Genomic DNA, 19,695 nt, shown 5'->3' on the forward strand with positions numbered 1-19,695 from the left:
TAAAATTAAACGGATGAAAATGCAAGATAATTTTCGAAATATACATTTGTGGCTAATTTATTTACTGCTGATTTCGACGATGGTTGCCTGTAAGGATGAGTTTGGACGCGTTATACCGGACAATCAGGGCCAGCAGGATACGGTAGATTTAGTGTACGGAAAGCCAAAAGTACTGCTGATAATAGCGGATGGGGCCAGAGGTGAGTCTGTCCGTAATGCCAATATTCCTGTCATGAACGGGTTGCTGGATCATGCCATTTATTCATGGGTATCGTTGAGTGCAGAGCACGAAGATAAGCAGGCGACAGGGTCCGATTTGGCAAGTATTATTACTGGAGTCACCCAAAACAAGCATTTGGTGATGGGAGACAATTTTAGCAATAATAACCTACAGACTTTTCCTACGGTCTATACACGGATTGCTGCGAATGTTAAAGCGCCAGAGTTTAAAGTATATAGTAGCTCCAAATTGTTTGTTGACAATTTGGCTCCTACAGCCGTCGCTAAGCTTGAAGGCTCTGATCAAGCTGTTGCTGATGCCGTAAAAGAAGGGTTGAAAGAGCCGGACTTAACGATGTTGACTGCCCATTTCACCGAAATTGACCAGGCTGGAAAGGCAACAGCCTATGATAATAGCAGTGCGCGGTATAAAATGGCGATCGAAAACTTCGATAAACAAGTGGGCGAAATCACAAAGGCACTAGAACAGCGGTCGACCTTTAAAAAGGAAAATTGGCTGGTGATTATCACCTCAAGTAAGGGTGGGCCTTTTGAAATTCCTCCAGCACAAAACGACAATACGATTTTTAGCAATGCAAATGTCAATACATTTACAATATTCTACTCACCGAAATATAATTCAAGATTTATCAATAAGCCTTATCTGGGGAGCAGGTTTTCCGGAGACTTTCTACGGTTTAAAGGAGGCATATTTGCCGAGATGGCTGAAGCCGATACACTTTTTGACCTGGGAGATAGGAATAGCGAATTTACCATCGAATTAAAGGTGAAAAAGAATAAGGGGCCAAATAATACATACAGGTTTCCAAATTATCCGTCTTTTATTGGAAAACGTGAAAAATGGGAGTCTGGTGCGCCGACCAACGGATGGATTATGGCCTTTAAGGAGGATTATTGGATGTTTAATGCGCGTGGCCCGAATGGAAGCGGCGAGGTTAACGGCCCGAAATTGAACAATGCAACCTGGAACAATGTTACCGTTGTGGGATCCATAAGCAGTGGCGGAAAAAGGGTTATCAAAACCTATACAAATGGGTTGCCGGGAAATGAAATGGACGTCAGCGATTGGGGCGTGATTAAAAGTCCTGCAAAACTGCGGCTTGGGTTGGTCAATGGAGGCAGTAATTGGAATGAAGGTGACTATTATATCGCAGATGTGCGTTTTTGGAAGAAGGCTTTGCCTGAGTCGGTTGTTTCACAATATAATTGTGAGGTTGGGATAAGTGAGGATCATCCTTATTTTGATGCGTTAGCGGCGAATTGGCCAGTCGTTGGGACGGTTACAGACGGTGTACTTTATGACGAAGGACCATTTGGAAATACCTTGAAAGTTGGTAATACAACGTATGAGATATCAAAACTCAATGATTTTCTATGTGCCCCTTCCGTGGAAACCATCAGCACCTTAGTGCCGAAAAGTACAGATATTACTGCGCAGATTTTCAGTTGGCTTCAGATTGCAAGACAGGAGAACTGGCAGCTGGATGGCCGGGTGTGGATTGATAAATAATCTTAAAGGAGATAATATGAAGAGATTTTTTTATTTTTTGGCGATAATTTTGAGTTATAGCCAATTCATGGGCTGTTCGAAAGATAATCTTGAAGTATTTAACTTGCAGGATAACAGTCCTGTGCAAGTAATTGCTGAAGGCGGAGGCAAAGACCTGATCAAGACCAATGATTATGTTCAGGTACCTATGAAAGTTAAGCTGAGCGCTCCCGCATCAAAAACCTTTGATGTCGAGCTCCAGCTGAATACCGACACGGTAACGAAGCTTATTGAATCAGGAGTTTTAAAAGATGTAATAACATTGCCTAATTCGGCTTTTTCTTTCCCGAATGTGGTTAAATTTCAATACGGTTCAGATACGGCTTCCTTTGTGCTCACTATATCCAGAACGGAAATAGAACGCGTGTATGGTAAAAAATTTGCACTTTCTTATAAACTAACGAATCCGGGTAAGGGCAATCAGTTGGGTAATCCCAATAGCATCATTGTCACCCTGGATTCCAAAAGTTTGCTAACGGCTGCAGATATTCATTATCTTTCCATAACGAATTCGCCCGCGAGCATAATTTTGGCGAGTAGTCACAATAATTATAATACAACCCCTTCAGGGATTGAAATTCCATTAGGAGTTTCACTAGCCTCGTTTCCGAGTAAATGGTTTTATGTGGAAATACGCGGTACGACGGACTCTATTTCAAATTGGATAGCGAAGAAAATATTGCCCGCAAATACGATAGGATTGAAAGATAATGAGTTTATGCTTCCATCACGTGTGCAGGTATTGGGTAACAAGTCATCTGCGGACTTCAATATTTCAGTTCCTTGGGACATTATTGCAAAAAATAAAGACAAATATCTGGCAATTACTGTCTATTTAAAAGATCCGACATTGCATGTCATCAATCCGAAAAAGAACTATACAACTATTTTAATTGACTGTGCGAACGTTGTTGAATTTGATGTGACGCAAGAAGCTACACTAACAGTTAATAGAGATAACAATGGCGGTCCAAATGCCGGCGAAGGAAGTCTCAAATTTGTAGATAACTTGACAAGTACTAAATTTTTGCAAAGTGCATTCACAGGAGATTTACAATGTACATTAACGTTTACAAGAACACTAAAAATTGGTGCGTACACATTAACTTCTGGAAATGATGCAATAAGTCGAGATCCAAAAAGCTGGTTCCTTGAGGGCTCGTTGGATGGGGCCAATTGGGTTATTATAGATAGTAGAACAAATGAAAGCTTTCCAAATCGGATCCAAACGCGACGATTTAATATTCAAAAACCAGGTAGCTACAAATTCTACCGGTTGAATATAACGGAAAATGTTGGCGATCGCTTGTTCCAATGTTCGGAATGGCGGATGATTGAATTCTTGTAATTAGAGCTACTCACTTGTGTTATTTTATAACGATGAAAATTATAGTCATGAAATTAGGAAGATATATTTATAGTATAGTTTTACTATTTGCTTTACTGGGCTGTGGTAAGGATAAGGAAGTTGTGGTTGAAAAACCGCAACTCCCCAATCCTCAGTCAGCTTTCTCAATCAAGCAGGTCGCCAAGGATGATCCTTTTACATTTGAATTCACGAATCAGTCTAAAGATTATACGGAAACGCGCTGGAGTTTTGGTGATGACAGTACATCATCGAAAACATCTCCACAGCATACATTTTTAACCACAGGAACTTTTATTGTGAAGTTGCGGGTTCTTAATGAAAATGGCGATTGGGCGCAACGTGAAGAGGTAGTGACAATTGATGCAGAAAAATTGGTGCGCTTCAATGCGACAAAAAATGGAGTGGGTAAACTGACCTTGAGCTACGATAGCGACATTGCGGTGAAAGGTGTCACCTGGTCTGTGATGACGGATGATGACAAGTACCAACAGGTTTCTGATCAGGCCAGAGCCGATATAGCTATTGACGTTGGAACGTTTGCAAATTATAAACTTGCCGTCAAGACACCAAAAGGTTCTGTGATAGAAATCCCCAAATTACTTACGGACCTGGGGATCGTCAAAGACTTGACCAATATCGACAATACCTTCCGCATCTCGCAGGATAATTCCAGCGGGCCTGATGCGGGGGAGGGGTCGAAGAAGCTTATAGATGGTGATCTGACAACCAAATTGTTTATTGGTGGCTACCAGCCGGGAATGTTCTGGCAGTTTGCGTTCTATCAACCTCAGACAATCAATGGGTATACCATCACGACCGGAAACGATTCGCCTGAACGGGATCCCAAAGACTGGGAAATACAGGGGTCTAATGATGGCGAGACTTGGGTGACTTTGAATACTGTCACAGGTTATAGTTTTGGTACAGCGCCCACAGATCGAAGAAGATCGCAACCGTTTACGTTCTCGAATACAAAATCATATGGCTATTACCGCTACGTTGTGAAAGCTGTATCATCAGGATCAAACTTTCAAATGACAGAGTTCAGGTTATTAGAGTTGCCACAATAACGAAAAAAATAATTTTAGCTGCAATCGAATGTATGCACGCTAGAAAAAGTGGGGTGATTTTTAGAAAACAGTATTGAGGTTTACAGGTCATAAAAGACCTGGACTTCAATGCTGTTTTTTTTATAAAAAAACAACAAAAATAAGGATCAGAACTCCCAGATAATCGGGTTTGAATTGTAACCATCTTGTGAAAAACAGGGGCTTTATTGCTTATATTTAAAATTCTTAATTATATTTACTAATACGTTTTAGCTTTTAGGTTGTTTTTTAGGCAGCATCAACCAAATCAATAATTATGTTCAATATTAAAAAAATAACAGGCGGCATTCTATTTCTTTTTGCGGCTCAGCTGAGTTTGGCACAGCAAGCTTCACCCGTAGACTATGTAAACCCATTGATCGGTACAGAATCTAAATATGAACTGTCAAACGGAAATACATATCCGGCGATAGCACGTCCCTGGGGAATGAATTTTTGGACACCACAGACGGGGAATATGGGCGACGGATGGGTGTATACCTATACTGCGGATAAAATCAAGGGATTTAAACAGACGCATCAGCCAAGCCCCTGGAATAATGATTATGGCCAATTTTCTTTGATGCCCATGACGGGCAAACCACAGTTTGATCAGGAAAAACGCGCGAGCTGGTTCTCGCATAAAGCTGAAATCGCGAAACCTTATTATTACAGTGTTTATCTAGCGGATCATGATGTAACGGCCGAGCTTACACCTTCACAGCGGGCAGCGGTATTTCAATTTACTTTTCCCAAGACAGATCAGGCGTACGTGATTATTGATGCCTTTGACAAAGGGTCGTATATTAAAGTTATTCCACAGGAAAATAAAATTATCGGTTATTCGACAAAAAATAGCGGTGGTGTTCCGGACAATTTTAAGAATTACTTTGTCATTACTTTCGATCGGCCTTTTTCCTACAAAGCCGGTGTAACGAATGGTAATATTAAAGACAATCAGCTGGAAGTTCGGGATGATCACGCTGGGGCGATCGTAGGTTTTCCTTCGTTAAAAAGGGGTGATAAAGTAGTCGCTAAAGTTGCTTCCTCCTTTATTAGCTTTGAACAGGCCGAACTTAATCTCAAGGAGGTGAAATCCAAAACATTTGCACAGGTTGCTGATGAGGGTAAAGCGCAATGGAATGAAGTATTGGGTCGTATCCAGGTTGAAGATAACAATATAGACCGTTTACGCACTTTTTATTCTTGCCTTTACCGTTCGACTTTATTTCCCCGGGATTTTTCAGAAATTGATGCTTCCGGAAATAGAATCCATTATAGTCCCTACAATGGACAGGTTTTGCCTGGTGAGATGTTTACGGATACAGGTTTTTGGGACACGTTCAGAAGTTTGTTTCCACTTTTGAATTTATTGTATCCGTCGATGAACGACCGTATGCAGGTCGGCTTGGTGAATGCTTACAAGGAAAGTGGCTATTTGCCTGAATGGGCATCACCAGGACACCGCGCATCTATGATCGGTAATAATTCTGCCTCAATAGTAACAGATGCTTTGATAACTGATCGAAAAGGTTATGATAAAGAAGTGCTTTGGGAGGCCCTAAAACACGGAGCGCATAATGCATATCCCAAACATTCCTCTACCGGACGCTTTGGCCATGAATATTATAATAAATTGGGCTATATTCCAGCAGATGTCAAGGTGGACCAGAATGTAGCACGTTCCTTAGAATACGCTTATAATGACTGGTGTATTTATGAATTTGGAAAGGCGCTGGGGAAACCAAAATCCGAAATAGCCATTTATGCGCAACGTGCGATGAATTACAAGAATCTTTATGACCCAAGTACAAAGTTGATGCGGGGCAAAAAATCTGATGGATCGTTTGTCACTAATTTTGATCCAAGCGCCTGGTCGCGTGAATATACTGAAGGAAATGCCTGGCATTGGAGCTTCTGCGTATTTCATGATCCACAGGGATTAATAGATTTGATGGGCGGAAATAAATCATTTGTTTCCATGTTGGATACGGTATTTGCTATTCCAAGTTATGAGGGAATGAAGAGCCGTAGCATGATCCATGAGATGCGTGAAATGCAGGTAATGAATATGGGACAGTATGCTCATGGCAATCAGCCTATCCAGCACATGCCTTATCTCTACAATTATGCGGCACAACCTTGGAAGGCACAATATTGGATCCGCAAGATAATGGATAAACTTTATTTACCTACTCCGGATGGTTACTGTGGCGATGAAGATAATGGGCAGACATCTGCATGGTATGTCTTTTCTTCGCTGGGATTTTATCCTGTTTCGCCGGGCTCCGGAGAGTACGTTATTGGCTCTCCTCAGTTTGAGAAGGCGACCTTAAAACTCGAAAATGGAAAAGAAATTCATATTTATGCAAAACAGCAGGGCCCAGACCAAGTCTATGTAGATCGCCTTTCCTGGAATGGAAAGGTGTATGATAAAAACTACCTTCGCTACGCCGAGCTATTAAAGGGAGCGAAATTGGAGTTCAATATGAGCGCAGAGCCGAATAAAAACAGGGGGATCAAGAAAGAAGATGCACCCTATTCTTTCAGTAAGGAAAAGCGTTAAAATGGCGTGTAATCCTTTTTTAATATGGTAAAAGCCATGAACAGGAATTCGGTTGCTGTCATGGTTTTTTTACATTAATAAAATAATCTTAGCAGTTTAAAACCATACCTTTGTGGTTCGAAAATTCGATATGTTAGGTAAATTATTCCATCTTCTAACACTCTTTGCGTATCTCAATCTCTTGACGTATGAGTCATTCTCATCAGCGACAGGACAGGTGTTGCATGCGGGGGAAACTATCGTGGAATATTTTTTGGATGATGTATTGGATTTAGAACCTATTCATTCTTCACAGGAAGAAAAAGTACTGTTACAGGACGATTATCGTATATTTTCTGTTAATAGTCAGGTACTATCCATCTTTATATTTGTTTTTGGGATTGTATTTACTGCGTTGTGCTTTTCGAAAGATAAGGTGCATCCTTTTTATCGGTCAAAGACGCTCTGTCGACCGGGATATTATGAGTTCTTGTATAGATTCCGGCCTTTCTAGGTATTTTCCTTTTACTTTTCTATCGGAGTCTATAAAATCTACTGTTTTTTAACTCTTGTTAATGATGTCACAGGGCAGTGGTTTCCTTGCGTTGTTATGCAATATTATTGTAGCTCCCATCTAGTTTAACATTTTATTTTTTATCGTTTTTATGAAGAAATTACTTGCGCTGTGCCTATTATTGGGTACGGTAGGAATGCTGGCTTCTTGTCGCTCCTCCAATGCGAATGCCGAACAAAAAGAAGAAATTAAAAATATACCCGTTACACCCTTGATTGTAATGGATACAACAGTCTACCAAGAATATATTGCAGATATTCAGGCTTTGAAAAATGTAGAGATCCGGTCCAAGCTGAATGGTTTTTTGGATAAAATCTTTGTGGATGAAGGGGCCTGGGTAAAGAAAGGTCAAGTCTTGTTCAGATACAATAACGAAGAATATCGTTCGGAACTCGCCAAAGCGAAAGCGCAATATGATAACTCCATTGCTGAAGCGCAAAAAATTAAGCTTGAGATGGAAAGAACCCAGAAATTGGTGGATAAAAATATTGTGAGTCCTTCAGAATATAATCTATTGAAAATTCAATTAAAGGCCGCCAATTCCAAAATCGAGGAAGCGCGTGCTTTAGTTAATCAAGCTCAGACAAGATTAGATTATACGGTGATCCAGGCACCATTTGATGGTCGGATAGACCGGATTTTATTAAAGGAGGGATCACTACTGACAGAAGGAAGTCTTATCACCACGATTTCGGATTTAAGCCAGGTCAACGTATATTTTGATATTTCTGAACGGGAGTATCTAACCATGATGCAGGATAAAATGAATGGTAAAGAAACCCGTAAAACTGTGAAACTGATCTTGGCGAATGGAGTCTTATATCCACATGAAGGCGTTGCTCATATTGTAGAAAGTGAATTTGAAGCAAATACAGGATCAATTTCCCTCCGTGTACAATTTCCCAATGCAGAGCATATCTTAAAACATGGGGCTACCGGCAAGATTGCCGTACCAATGGAAACTGGAGAGCATGCATTTGTACATCAAAAATCAGTATTTGAAATACAGGATAAAACATATGTCTATACCATGCAAGCTGATAGTACAGTCAAGATGACACCCTTTATTGCTGGGGCTCGTGTGGGGCATTATTATATTGTTGAAGGCGGTCTTGATCCCAATGTTAAAGTGGTCTATGAAGGTGTGCAAAACTTGCGTAACGGTATGAAGATTAATCCAAAATTGAGGAAGCTGTAGCGGAGGATAAATTATGTTTGAAACATTTATAAAAAGACCTATATTATCACTGGTCATATCGGTTTTTATTACACTCTTGGGTTTACTGGCATTATTTACATTACCGATTACGCAGTTTCCGGATATTGTTCCGCCTTCTGTGGTGGTGAATGCCAATTATACGGGGGCAAATGCAGAGGTAAGTACCAATGCGGTGGCCATCCCACTTGAAAAAGCAATCAATGGTGTTGCCGGGATGACTTATATGAACTCCGTATCGACCAATAACGGAAGCACGGTGATCCAGATTTTCTTTGAGGTGGGAACGGACCCGGATATTGCTGCGGTAAACGTACAAAATAGGGTAACGACAGTGCTCGATGAGTTGCCTGAAGAGGTTATTAAAGCCGGGGTAACGACAGAGAAGGAAGTCAACTCGATGCTGATGTACCTGAATGTGTTCACCGACGATGAAACTGCTGACGAACGCTTTATCTATAACTTCGCCGATATTAATATCCTGAAGGAGTTAAAACGTATCGAGGGGGTTGGTTTGGCCCAGATTATGGGTATGCGTGATTATGCGATGCGTGTATGGGTAAAACCGGATCGTATGGCTGCCTATAATATCTCTGCAGAAGATGTGGTGGCGGCTTTGCGCAAACAAAATATTGAAGCAGCACCCGGACAAACTGGGATAAGTTCCGACAAGATGCGAAATATGCAGCAGTACGTTTTGCGTTACCCTGGAAAATTTACAGAAATTGACGAGTATGCGAATGTACCTATTCGTGCAAATTCCAACGGTTCCATTATTCGTATCAAGGATGTGGCCGATGTTGAGTTTGGTTCCCTGGATTATGAAATGGTCTCCAAGACTGATGGACGGCCATCGGCCTCTATTATGTTAAAACAGCTTCCCGGATCCAACGCGCAGGAAGTGATTCAACGGGTAAAAGATCGCATGGCGGAACTGAAGCAGACTTCATTCCCAGCCGGCATGACCTATACTATGGGCTATGACGTGTCCCGTTTTCTGGATGCTTCTATTTCATCTGTTATAAAGACGCTATTGGAAGCATTTCTATTGGTTTTCATTGTCGTGTTTATCTTTTTACAGGATTTTCGAGCGACAGTTATCCCGATTTTAGCCGTACCGGTCTGTCTGATCGGAGCTTTATTTTTCATGCAGATGTTGGGATTTTCAATCAACTTACTTACTCTATTTGCACTAGTATTGGCGATCGGAATTGTGGTCGATAATGGGATTGTGGTCGTGGAGGCAGTTTACGCTAAAATGGAAGAAGAACATTTGCAGCCTATGGAAGCGACTTTGGAAGCGATGAAAGAAGTTGGTGGTGCGGTTGTGGCAATCACTTTGGTGATGTCAGCCGTGTTTGTTCCTGTTGCTTTTCTGTCGGGGCCAGTGGGGATATTTTATAGACAGTTTTCACTAACTCTGGCGGCGGCTATCGTGATTTCAGGTATTAATGCCTTGACATTGACACCGGCACTATGTGCGCTTTTCCTTCGGTCACCACACGACCGCAAACCGTCTAATAATTGGTTGGACCGTTTCTTTAAACAATTTAATAAGGTTTATGATCGTACAGCTTTCGGTTATAAGGGAATATTGGTGAAAACCAGTGCCAGACGTGGGCTTACACTGTTGCTTTTAGGTGGGTTCTTCGTAGCAACTTGGGGAAGTAGTGCAATATTGCCATCGGGCTTTATTCCAACGGAAGATCAAGGGATGATCTATGTCTCCGTAACGACTCCTCCCGGTGCGACAGTAGATCGTACTGAGCGCGTATTGGATAAGGTTGACTCTGTGGCGCGCAAACTTGATATTGTTGAAACCGTTTCAACGTTATCGGGATATAGTATCGTTACCGAAGTCTCCGGGGCTTCTTATGGCATGGGGATGATCAATCTTAAGCCTTGGAAAGAACGTAATCAGACGGTCGATGATGTGATCAGAGAACTGCGTGAGAAAACAAAGGACTTTGTTGATGGGCAGATTGATTTTTTCCCACCGCCGACAGTACCTGGTTTTGGTAACTCTTCGGGATTTGAACTTCGTCTGTTGGACCGTAGTGGTAATGAGGATCTGAATAAGACTGCGGAGGTACTGGAGAAGTTTATGGAGGATATGGAGAAAAGTGAAGTCATTCAGGACATCAACTCCAGCTTTGACGTTAACTTCCCGCAATATATGCTGAAGGTGGATTATGATATGGCCGCAAAGAAGGGTATTTCTGTTGAAAATGCGATGAATACCTTGCAGACGTTGATGGGAAGTCTATATGCTACAAATTTTATCCGTTATGGTCAAATGTATAAGGTGATGGTACAGGCCGGGCCTGAGTACCGCCAGCGACCTGAAGATGTACTCCGACTATATGTCAAGAATGAAACAGGGGAGATGGTACCCTACAATGCCTTTATTTCCATGGAGCGTATTTATGGCCCTGAACAGATTACACGATACAATATGTTTAGTTCGGCGATGATTACTGGTCAGTCTTCTCCAGGATTCAGCTCGGGACAGGCAATCGAAGAAGTGGAAAAGATCGCTTCATCTTTGCCGCAGGGCTATAGTATTGAATGGTCCGGTATGACGCGTGAACAGAAGATTTCAGGAAATCAGGCGCTGTATATTTTTGCGCTCTGTTTGCTGTTTGTGTATCTGTTATTATGTGCTCAATATGAAAGCTTTTTATTACCATTACCAGTGCTACTCTGTTTACCTGCCGGAATTTTTGGGGCCTTTATCTTCCTCAAAGTCTTTGGATTGGAAAACAATATTTATGCACAGGTAGCTTTAGTCATGCTAATCGGTCTTTTGGGTAAAAATGCCATCCTAATTGTCGAATATGCCAATTTAAAATATAAGCAGGGAATGGATATTGTAACAGCTTCAATTGAAGGGGCTGTCGCTCGTTTACGTCCTATTTTAATGACTTCTTTTGCCTTTATAGCTGGATTGATCCCATTGATGATGGCTAATGGTGCCGGAGCTTTGGGAAATCGAAGTATCGGTACTGCTGCGGTCGGCGGGATGCTTATCGGGACGATATTAGGGGTTATTGTTATCCCGGGGCTGGTGATCTTATTCTCGAAAAAATCGAATAAAAAACAGGTTATCAAACAGACCTCATTGGTGATTGCTGCGCTCATTCTTTTTGGTAGTTGTTCCGTCCCGAAGAAGGCGGCACAGCCTGAGAAAATTGCCGTACCGACCGCCTTTGCGGAAAGGACTGCTATTGATAGCGTAAATGTAGGGAATCGGTCTTGGCGGGAAATCTTTAAGGACCCCCTTCTGGTCGCATTGATTGATTCCGCTCTGAAGAATAATATCGATGTCCGTCAATCCATCTTACGATTGGAATCTGCACAAGCTTATTTTAAACAGCGTAAAGCTGCATTGGGGCCTACAGTGGAAGCTGCTGTCGAGGGCGGGATACGTAAGTATGGTCACTATACGGAATCGGGTATCGGTAACTATGATTCAAACTTTTCAGATAATTTAAAAAGTGATGAAAAGCTGCCTGAACCATTTATTCCCGATTATTTTATTGGACTTCGTTCTTCCTGGGAAATTGATCTATGGGGTAAATTAAAAAGTCAAAAACAAGCTGCTTATTTTGGTCTTTTGGCCGAACAGGAAGGGAAGCGTTTGTTGGAAACGGAATTGGTGTCCAACATTGCAACAGCCTATTATGAGTTAATGGCTTTGGATCAAAAGATCAAGGTGTATAACCGCAATATTGAATTGCATACGAATGCCCTTGAAGTGGTGGAGGTAAAAAAAGATGCCGGTTATGCCACGGAGCTGTCTGTTCAACAGTTTAAAGCGCTATTGGCAAATTCCAAATCTGCTCAAGAAAAATTGAGTCAAGAGATTGCACTTTGGGAACATCATATCAATGGATTGCTGGGACGATATTATCAACCTATCGAGCGCAGTGCATACGTTGAGAACACCAATCTCTATCATGCAATGACCTTCGGTACACCAGATGATCTGGTCAACCAGCGTCCGGATATCAAAACAGCCTATCTGAAGATGATGGCTTCTTCAAACAGCCAGGAAGCATCCCGGCTTGCTTTTTTGCCTTCGGTAGCTATTAGCCCTTTTGTTGGTTTGCAGAGTTTCAGTTTCAACAAGTTGTTTAATCTGGACAAGTCCATTGCCTATAATTTATTTGGCGGCATTACACTACCTATATTGAATCAAAGACAATTGAAGACGCAGTATGAAATTGCAAAGGCTGATTATGGAATTGCTTTTTTAGACTATGAGAAAACTGTTGTAAACGCCTATAATGAAGTATCTAATGTCATCATGACCCAAGAAGCGATCAGCAAACGGCGAACGTTTGTGGATGAGCATGTAAAGGCGTTGGATCTATCCATTGAGGCCGCACAAGAACTATTTATTGCTGGACGGGTGACATCGTTGGACGTCGTTACGGCACAAAAAGAATCTTTGGAGGCCCAGATTGGAAAAGTCGAACTGGAGAAAGAAAATACCCTGAACCAGATTTTACTTTACAAAGCTTTGGGCGGTGGGTGGAAATAAACCAAATGTCCAACTAATTAGGAAAACTATTTTTCATGCGATAAAGAATTAACTTGTTAATTCTTAGATCCTTAATCGGGTCAGGGAAAGAGGCCGTCGTGAGATGTCCTCTTTTTTATTGTTATTTTTATGTAGTTTAGCTTTGACTATGTTGAACTTGGCTTTATTATGTTGCAGCGCATTTTTGTTTTCATTTTTCTATTTCATTTAAGTTTTATACTATCTGCCCAGAACTATTCGGATAGTACCAAGATTTTTCAAAGGTTAGAATATCTAATGGAAAATCAGAAGATGTACGCTAAGAATCGGGAAGATAAATTGGATAAACTAAAGCAGGAAGCAAAATCACTGGAAGCTGATGAGAACCGTTTTTTTCAGAAGAATTATGAAATTTTTGAGAACTACAAAAAATTCGATTCCGACGCCGCACTTGCCTATATCACGCTTTGCCAAAAATTAGCTCCGGCCAACAATGATTCACTGCATACAGTTATTCAATTAGATTTAGCCTGGGTTTATTCGACGATTGGACGTTATATTGAAGCGTCAAAATTGTTGAATGAGATTAGTCCCGCAGGCCTTGGTACCAAACTTTTAGCCAAATATTACGATACCTATAGCTCATTTTATAGTCATTACGGACAAAGTAACAACCGTCAGGAATATTATCAGGCGAGTGAACGTTATCGCGATTCACTATTACAGGTTTTACCGAAATCTTCCTTGGAATATCGGACGACCATTGCGATAAAGACCTTATTTAACGGCAGTCGGGAGGATGCAAAAAAGCAATTTTTCAAGCTCTGGACCGAAAATCAGAAAGACTTGGAGCAGCGCGCCTTATTGTCCTATTTTATTAGCTTGATCTATAAATATGAAAAAAATACGGCCGGTCAACTTTATTATCTGACTGTGTCGGCAAGTGCGGATATTGAGATGGCGAATCGAGACAATGCATCATTTCATGATTTAGCGCTAACTTATTATGACAAACAGGATTTTGATCGTGCTTTTCGCTATATAGAAAAGGCGATTGATGACGCGATGCTGTGTAAAGTACGTTACCGTATTATTGAAGGTACTTCTTCCTACCCGATCATTAATGCGGCGTACCAACAGAAAATCAATAGTCAGAATAAGCAATTGATCGCATTGGTTGTTGTGGTCAGTATTTTGTTGATCGGCGTAATTATCGGCTTGATCGTGATCTATCGTCAAGTACAGCATTTGCGCAGGATCAGGTCTGAATTGTCCGGAACCAATCAGCAGTTACGCGCATTGAACACAGAAATTAATCAAACAAATCTTAAACTCTCGGAGTCTAATCACATTAAAGAGGAGTATATTGCGCAATTTTTTGATATGTGTTCAAGTTATATCGACAAAATGGAGGATATACGAAAAGCTTTACTAAAAAAAGCATCCAATCAACAGTGGGAAGCAATTCGGGAGCAATTGAAATCGACACAGATGGAAGAAAGAGAAATACAACAGCTTTATATCAATTTTGATCGCATCTTTTTGAACCTTTATCCAACTTTTGTCGATGAATTTAATGCCCTTCTTCAGGAGGACGAGAAGATATATCCAAAGAAGAACGAATTGCTCAATACGGAACTGCGGATCTTTGCTCTGATTCGTTTAGGAATAGATGATTCGGTTAAGATTGCCAGCTTTCTGAGGTACTCCCTTCGTACAGTTTATAACTATAGGACCAAGGTACGTAACAAAGCAGCTGGTCATCGCGATGACTTCGAGGCTTCTGTTTGTCAAATTGCAACTATTGATCGATCATAATAAGTGGTGAAATTACCCGAAAAGTAACAATACTGGAGTGGATTGGATCTCTTTTTGGTACTTTTTATCCTGTTTTTGTTTTTACAAATTATTGTTTTCCAGTAATTTGTATTTTTTGTTAGGTACTTTTTGAGTACCTTCACTTTTTTTCCTGTTTAGGTCCTGCTAGTTTTGTTTTGAGCGATGGAGCAGGGGAAACTCCTCGCAATTTTGGAATAACCAAAGACAAAACAATAACCAATTTTTTTTATTTCATATGATTTACTTTACTCGAAAAGTAACCTTTTCCATGGGGCTGATTTTCTTGTGTACCTGGTTGAATTCGGTATTTGCACAGGACCGTATTCAGGTCAGTGGACGGGTGCTGGATGCGCAGGATCAGAAACCGCTCACAGGCGTAACGATAACACAGAAAGGTACCAGCAATGCGGTTTCCAGTAATGGAGAAGGTCGTTTCCAGATTTCGGCTCCACAAGGCAGCATTCTTCAATTTAGTTTTATTGGCTATGACAACAAAGAATTGCCGGCCAATAGTACCATGACTGTTCAGCTGAATTCAGCTACTAATGTCCTTGAAGACGTCATTGTCATCGGCTACGGTTCCGTAAAAAGGAAGGATGTAACCACTGCGATTTCTTCTGTGTCTACCAAAGATTTGGAGAAGAGGCCGGTTGTAAGTTTGGGGCAGGCCATACAAGGAAAAGCAGCAGGTGTATCTGTGATTCAACCCAATGGTGCCCCAGGTGGTGAAATGTCAATTAAAGTCCGTGGGACGACGTCTTTTAATGGTTCAAACGATCCGCTTTATGTTGTCGATGGATTACCTGTAGAGGACATCAAATTTTTATCACCGAGTGATATTACGGATATTCAGATTTTAAAAGATGCTTCTTCGGCAGCTATTTATGGGTCGCGCGGAGCAAATGGTGTTATTCTTGTGACCACAAAATCCGGAAAAGCAGGGGAAGCAAAAATTACCTTAGGAGCGCAGGCGACAGCAAATGTGGTTAACAATAGCGTAAAAGTCCTGAATACCGCACAATACAAGGAGCTGATGGATGAGACAGGTTATGTTAAGCTACCAGAAGGGCTTACTGATCAGACAGACTGGTTTAAGGAAACCTATAAAACCGGAGTTCAACAGAATTACCAATTATCAATCTCCGATGGTAACGAGAAATTACGCTATTATTTGGGTGGGGGCTATCTGACAGAGAAAGGCACACTGCAAGGTTCATTCTTTAGACGTTATAACTTCAAAGCGAATATAGATAATCAAGTAAAAAGATGGATGAAGGTTAATGCCAATTTATCTTATGCAGATTACAATACCAACGGGATTATCTCGGGCAACGGATCTAATCGTGGCGGAGTGGTTACTTCGATCATTAATACGCCAACTTATGCGCCAATATGGGATCCTCTGTTTCCTGATCGGTACAATACCAATTTCAATGGGCTAAATATTAACAGCCCTTTAGAAAATCTTGAACGAACCAAGAATAACAATAATCGTGAGAATAGGTTGTTGGCGACAGGAAGTGTATTGATCGCTTTTATGCCCAATTTAACCTGGAAGTCTTCGTTTTCAATGGACAGACGCTCGGGCGTACTGACCACATTTTTAGATCCTTGGATTACGCAACAGGGCAGAAATCAGTTTGGGGAGGCTTCTGACGTCCGTAATACAAACACGGTATTGACCTGGGACAATGTGCTGACTTACAGCAAAAGCTTTGGAAAACACAGCTTGGAAGCGATGGCAGGTTCATCCTGGACAGATTCGAAATATTCCAATAGTTATATTTATGGTTCCAATTATGCTAATGGTATCATACAGACACTCAATGCGGCAAACAAGATTTCATGGAATGGAACCGGATCCGGAGCATCCAATTGGGCAATCCTATCCTATTTTGCCCGTGCGATGTACAATTACGATGGGAAATATCTTTTAACTGCAAATATGCGTGCGGATGGATCGTCTAAATTGAGCCCTTCCGGTCGCTGGGGATATTTTCCTTCCGTGTCGGCAGCATGGCGCTTATCGGCGGAAGATTTTATGAAAGATATAGATTGGATCAATGAGCTGAAAATACGTGGAGGATGGGGGCAGACTGGTAACCAATCCGGACTTGGTGACTATTCCTATCTTTCGTTCAATGTGATTCAGCGATTACCTTGGTTTGAGGACAAATATCAATATTCCCCGCCGAATATTGGGAATTCGACTACATTGAGAGCGACAGATTTAAAATGGGAAACGACGACCCAGGCAAATGTGGGGATTGATTTTTCTACATTAAATAACAGATTGAACCTGACCTTAGATTACTACCATAAAAAAACAACAGATATGTTGATGGAAGTGAGCTTACCTACAGGATCTTCTTCGGCGAGTACAATTAAACGGAACGAGGGCGAGATGACCAATAAAGGATTTGAGATCGGAATCAACTCCAAGAATCTAGCAGGAGATTTTACATGGAATACGGATTTTAATATCTCCTTTAATAAAAACCGTCTGGACAAGCTCGTCTTTACAAAAATCTACAATGATGCGGTTACAAATAATCTAGTCAATGCAACTGTAGTTAGGAATGAACCCGGAAGACCTTTAGGTGGATTTTACGGTTATATCTCTGATGGTGTAAATCCGGAGACAGGCGAACTAATGTATAGAGATTTGAATGGTGATGGCAAAACATCTCCTTCCGATCTGACTTATATTGGAGATCCCAATCCAAAATTTGTATATGGATTGACAAATAGCTTTTCCTGGAAAAATTTTGACTTAAGTATATTTCTTCAGGGTACTTATGGTAATGACATTTTCAACGCGAGCCGAATGGAAACAGAAGGAATGTATGATGGCCGTAATCAAACAACCGTCGTACTCGATCGCTGGCGCATTCCGGGACAGATTACACATGTGCCCAAAGCAGGCTTTGATATTAAAAACTCATCTTATTTTGTGGAAGATGGAAGCTATTTGCGCGTAAAAAATATTTCATTGGGTTATTCCATCGCACCTGAACGTTTGAAAAAGATTGGCATTCATAAGATTCAGCCTTATTTTTCGGCAAGTAATCTATTTACGCTGACTAAATATTCAGGCATGGATCCGGAGGTAAACCAGTGGGGAAATTCGGGAAGAGTACAAGGCCTCGATTGGGGAACATATCCGCAAAATAGATCTTTTGTACTTGGTGTAAATGTAGAATTTTAATTGAATTGTGATGAAAAAAACTAATATTAAATACGTTTTACCGTTGTTCATGACAGGCTTGTTGCTGGCTTCGTGCTCGCTAAATCGTGATCCACTGGACAGTTATACAGATGTGAGTCAGGGTAAAACTGAAAACGGAACACAGATCGTCTTCAAAAACAAAAGCGAGGTTGATAATTTTCTTTCCGGGATTTACCAACAGATGCGCGATAGGCAAGAGCATTGGTACCTGGATCTATTGCTAATCGGCGATTCCCATGCTGATAATGCGTACGCGGGAACAACAGGTGCAGAAGTTGTACCATTTGAGAATAATTCCATTGAGGGATCGAACTCCGTTGTTGATCGAGACTGGGCACGTTATCTTGAAGATATTGCGCGGGCCAACCGTCTAATAATCAATGTCGATAGTGTTGCGGATAAATCCATTAGTGACGCTGACATCAAAGTCTACAAGGCGCAGGGTAAAATCTTTCGGGCATTGGCAATGTTTGATATGGTGCGCATATTTGGATCGATCCCGGTCATTACAACACAGGGTAGAGACATTACGGCAGAAAATATCGAAGAAGTATACCCGGAGTACTTCCCGAAACAAGCAACTGAAGAGGAAGCGCATAAACAGATCGAGAAGGATCTTTTGGAGGCCCTGGTTGATGCCCCGGTCAATAACAATGCGAATAAAACCTTGTTTACAAAGTCTGTAGCCCGGGCAATGTTGGTAAAGCTATATGCTGAGAAACCGCTCAGAGATTATAATAAAGTGATTCAGTATGCGGACGCATTGGCAGGAGATGGATTTGATTTGAATCCCAATTACGGTGATCTATATGAATTGAATGCGGCCAAGACGGACTTAGCGCAGCGAAATACAAAAGAATCGATTTTAGAGGCGCAATTTATGCCTGGATCTGGAAACTGGGCGACTTGGATGTTTGGCCGCGACCTATCCAATTACGACAATGCATTTACGTGGGCCAAATGGGTCACACCATCGCGTGATTTGATACAAGCATATACGAATGAGGCAGACCAAATTCGTATGGAGCAAGCGATTGTCTACTATACAACAACCTGGAGCAACTATTACCCGTCGAACCATTATCCTTTTATGTTTAAATTGCGTTCGGGTATGAGCAGCATTGTCAAGCTACGGTATGCCGATATTTTATTGCTAAAGGCTGAAGCCATGATTCAGTTGGGATCAAATCTTTCCGGTGCAGCTGACATTATTGATAAGATCCGTACACGTGTAAAATTGCCCAAATTACCTGCGGGAATTCGCTCCAACAAAGATGCTTTATTGGAAGCATATTTGAAAGAACGCCGTCTGGAATTGGCCTTCGAAGGACAGCGTTGGTTTGATTTGGTTCGTTTGGATAAGGTGGAAGCAGTTATGAATGCCGTGTATGCGAAGGACTCAGGAAGAAAGGCGCAAGTATATCCTTTCACAAAGAATTCCTATCGTCTGCCAATTCCACAGCCGAAAATTGACCAGAATCCTAACTTAGTTCAGAATCCAGGATACTAACTATTTTAATT

General features: G+C 41.3%; 10 protein-coding genes. All 10 read left to right on the plus strand.

All coding sequences use genetic code 11. The features are described from left to right. The first annotated feature begins 19 nt into the window (after positions 1-19). The 10 genes from D7322_RS11220 to D7322_RS11265 all read left to right on the plus strand — a co-directional run bounded on the left by D7322_RS11220 (position 20) and on the right by D7322_RS11265 (position 19,684). Positions 20-1,750 carry an alkaline phosphatase family protein gene (locus D7322_RS11220; protein ID WP_183078676.1) on the plus strand — a complete coding sequence of 577 codons (1,731 nt, stop codon included), beginning with the start codon at positions 20-22 and terminating at the stop codon, positions 1,748-1,750. A gap of 16 nt (positions 1,751-1,766) precedes the next feature. Further along, positions 1,767-3,137: a DUF1735 domain-containing protein gene (locus tag D7322_RS11225; RefSeq protein WP_183078677.1), complete on the plus strand. Its 1,371-nt coding sequence runs from the start codon at positions 1,767-1,769 to the stop codon at positions 3,135-3,137. Positions 3,138-3,184: 47 nt separating this feature from the next. Further along, positions 3,185-4,228, plus strand: a complete 1,044-nt coding sequence (locus D7322_RS11230; RefSeq protein WP_183078678.1) for a PKD domain-containing protein — start codon at positions 3,185-3,187, stop codon at positions 4,226-4,228. A 295-nt stretch (positions 4,229-4,523) separates the two neighbouring features. Then, complete coding sequence (locus D7322_RS11235; protein WP_121124260.1) at positions 4,524-6,812, plus strand: GH92 family glycosyl hydrolase; 2,289 nt, start codon at positions 4,524-4,526, stop codon at positions 6,810-6,812. Positions 6,813-6,924: 112 nt separating this feature from the next. Then, on the plus strand, positions 6,925-7,305 hold the full coding sequence (locus D7322_RS11240; protein ID WP_183078679.1) for a hypothetical protein: 381 nt from the start codon (positions 6,925-6,927) through the stop codon (positions 7,303-7,305). A gap of 151 nt (positions 7,306-7,456) precedes the next feature. After that, positions 7,457-8,563, plus strand: a complete 1,107-nt coding sequence (locus D7322_RS11245) for an efflux RND transporter periplasmic adaptor subunit (RefSeq protein ID WP_121124264.1) — start codon at positions 7,457-7,459, stop codon at positions 8,561-8,563. A 13-nt stretch (positions 8,564-8,576) separates the two neighbouring features. Next, positions 8,577-13,127 carry an efflux RND transporter permease subunit gene (locus D7322_RS11250; protein WP_121124266.1) on the plus strand — a complete coding sequence of 1,517 codons (4,551 nt, stop codon included), beginning with the start codon at positions 8,577-8,579 and terminating at the stop codon, positions 13,125-13,127. Positions 13,128-13,403: 276 nt separating this feature from the next. After that, positions 13,404-14,924, plus strand: coding sequence for a DUF6377 domain-containing protein (locus D7322_RS11255; protein WP_147430374.1), 1,521 nt, complete (start codon positions 13,404-13,406; stop codon positions 14,922-14,924). 256 nt (positions 14,925-15,180) lie between these two features. Next, complete coding sequence (locus tag D7322_RS11260; protein ID WP_121124270.1) at positions 15,181-18,153, plus strand: SusC/RagA family TonB-linked outer membrane protein; 2,973 nt, start codon at positions 15,181-15,183, stop codon at positions 18,151-18,153. A 10-nt stretch (positions 18,154-18,163) separates the two neighbouring features. Further along, complete coding sequence (locus D7322_RS11265) at positions 18,164-19,684, plus strand: RagB/SusD family nutrient uptake outer membrane protein (protein ID WP_121124272.1); 1,521 nt, start codon at positions 18,164-18,166, stop codon at positions 19,682-19,684. Positions 19,685-19,695: the final 11 nt, after the last annotated feature.

The sequence above is a fragment of the Sphingobacterium puteale genome, from assembly GCF_003627955.1.
Taxonomy (GTDB): domain Bacteria; phylum Bacteroidota; class Bacteroidia; order Sphingobacteriales; family Sphingobacteriaceae; genus Sphingobacterium; species Sphingobacterium puteale.